Origin of the sequence: Marinobacter manganoxydans MnI7-9 (genome assembly GCF_000235625.1) — a bacterium.
Taxonomy (GTDB): Bacteria; Pseudomonadota; Gammaproteobacteria; order Pseudomonadales; family Oleiphilaceae; genus Marinobacter; species Marinobacter manganoxydans.
Genome location: NZ_AGTR01000074.1, coordinates 1 through 2,883, shown reverse-complemented (window position 1 = coordinate 2,883; position 2,883 = coordinate 1). Strand labels below are relative to the sequence as shown.

At 54.4% G+C, this 2,883-nt stretch carries 1 protein-coding gene; it reads right to left on the bottom strand.

The window, feature by feature from the left end:
• Positions 1-138: 138 nt before the first annotated feature.
• On the bottom strand, positions 139-2,883 hold a 2,745-nt coding region (locus KYE_RS15375), incomplete at its 5' end, for an RHS repeat domain-containing protein (protein ID WP_008175127.1).

Here is a 2,883-nt window from a genome sequence, read left to right as displayed (position 1 = left end):
TGGGCGAGCCCAGATGATCGTTGTGGTAGTAAGTCACCACCTCAGCGGCACTGAGGGGCAAGGCGGTGAAGATGAGCACGGCCAGGATGGCCAGCGTGTTCCAGATAGTGCGTGTCATAGTTATGTCCTCCCTAACCGTTACTGGCCAACTACAGTGGTGTCATCCACCGCCTTGGCGGCGGTTTTCGAATCCACGTAGATGTATTCCTTGAAACCGCCTGACGGATCGTATTCACCCAGCAGATCCCCCATCAGGCTGTACAACACATGGGTGGTGTCTGTGGGAGTACTCCGGCTGATGCGGGTGTTAGCGCCGTCGTAAGTGTAATCGATCACCTTGGCACCGTTATCAATGGAAGCGAGGTTGTTCGCGCCGTCATAGACCATGATGTTTGGGCCATCGCTGGTCATGTTGCCCCGTAGGTCATGAGTGATAGTGTAAAAAAAGGTTGGAAAGACGCGGTACGTCAACCTGTCAGAATTGTAGTAGTAGTCCTGCAGGCTTCCATTGCGCTCCCGGGTATCAATGTTGCCTCGGCCGTCATAGGTGATTGTCTCGGTACCCCAGGACCCAGTTGCGGACGTCATTCGGTTCACATCGTCATAGCCAATCGTGCGGTTGTGGAGTGACCCAGCGTTATCCACGATGTTGGTGACGTTGCCGACGTTGTCATAGCCCATGCCCAGGTCGACAAAATCCACCTGGCCGTTATTGGATACCAACGTATCAGGCCGCAATCGGCTATCCAGGGTCTGGGTGGTCACAACGCCGTTACCGAAGGTCATGGTGTCGATCGCTCCAGAGGGGTGACGATCCACCGACGACACATAGGGCGTTGCCTGGGTTTGCCAGCCCAGGGCGTTGGTGCCAAAGTTCACTGTGCGTCCACTGGGGTAAGTCACTGAAGCCAGATGGTCCAGATTATCAATGCCGTAAGTCACGTTGTAGGTGGCGCTTCCAACAGTCAATGATTCGTTTTCCAGATTGTCATTCTGATCGTAGGTATAGCTACGGCTGGCCGCCGAACTGGTCACCGATTTCAGGTTACTGTTGTCGTCGTAGGTGAAGGTGGCTGTTGGCGTGCCATCTGAGTAGGAAATGGAGGTCAGGCGGTTCAGGTCGTCGTAGGTCCGCGTTTCAACAATGCCACTGGTACCGATTTCCTTGCTCGTCATATTTCCGACGTTGTCGCGACCATAGACCGTGGTTCCTGTCTCCTGATGGATTTCCTGCATCAGGAAACCCCGTGCATCATGAATGTACTGGCGAGCGTAGCCAAAAAGACCCTGGTCCTGAACTTCACCCTGAAAGACGCGGTAAACCTGGCCCAGACCATTTCTGGAAATGCTGGTCGCGAGGCTTTCGGGCGACGAGATGTAGATCAGCCAACTGCCGTCCATGGTGCCATGGCTGGCGATGGTCTTCGTGGTTACATAGCCGTTTTCATCCACCTCTTGAATTTCAAACCCGCTTGGGTAGGAATAGGTTTTCGAGGTCTGATCGGGAAAGTCGATGCTCGTCACTCGCTGCAGAGCATCGTAGGCGATAGTTCTGCCCTGAGCGCTGTTGGGGTAGCTCTCAAAGGTCATATTACCCACCGCGTCCCAGGCCTTGGTGACTTCGGTCATCGTATTGGAGCTGGTGTCTTCACGCTTGATACCACGGTCGCGCCAGAAGCCGTCGAAGAAACGGGTTTCCTTGTAGTTTCCCCGGGTCAATACGGCCGACTGGTCATCGTAGCTGATCAAAACATCTGCGTGTATGGGGAAGTCGATACCGGTCAGGCGGTTCAGGTCGTCCCAGGTGTAGGAGGTAATGTGTCCTTCACCATTTGTGGACGAGGCCAAGGTACCGTCCGCATTGACAATCCGCGTCTCGGAGATGGCTTCGGGCCGGTTGATAACCTGAGGTGCGCCCCGGTAATAATTTGAAAAGGTAGTTACATGGTTGTTGGCATCGGTGATCGAGGCAATGTCGCCCTCAGGGGTGTACGTGTAGGCGGTCAAAACGCCCGACTTGTCTTCCGTCAGCATATTCCCGGCCGAGTCGTAAGTTCTGTCGGTGACCCACTGGGTGACCGGCGCACCGTTGGGATAGTCAATCGTTTCCTGAGTCACCAGACCGAGGATCCAGTCGCTGGCTGAATGGCTGTAGGTACGAGTGCGAGTCCGATCAGAAGTGGCGGTGGTATTGGTGGTTTCAACGATGGTTTGCGGCTTGGCGTACGCATCGAAATTGGAGTATTGGGTTTGTACGGAGGTGCCTTGTCGCCAATGGGTCACATTGGTCAGTAGGGGAACCTGCGTATCGTTATCAATTCTGGTCGTGTCCCGCCCGTGCCAGAAATTTTCATTGGATAGCAATGCGCTGCTGTACTGGTAGGCGTACTGTTCAAGCATCGTTCCTTGAAGGTCGTACACTTCCTCGTAACGCTTGGTACCAATTTCCCAGACATTGGCGCTGGTGGTGTAGCCGATGTGATAGAAAGTGCGCTGATGGTCCGGTGCCACCATGTGGGTTTCGTCATAACCATACTGCCCGTTGTAGGCCGGTGTGTAAGCGTAGGACCAAGTGCCCGGCGTTATGTCGCGGCCGCTGTTTTGCTTGCCAGTCACAACCGTTGTTGCCTTCTGGGCACCGAAGTTGAAGTAAACATAGTCATAGTCGTAGTCGATGATGCCGCCAGAGGGGTAGGTCACGGTATCGATCGCGAGGCTGCCGGCATCACCGTTGGTGGTGATTGGGTAATAAGTGTAGTTCCAGCTCTCACCGTCTGGACGGGTCACTGTGGTTAGCTGCGCAAAGTCCGGCGTAGTGTTGTTGGTATAGGTGTGGCTATAACTCCAAGTCTGTCCATTGGCGGTAATGGATGTCAGTCGAGT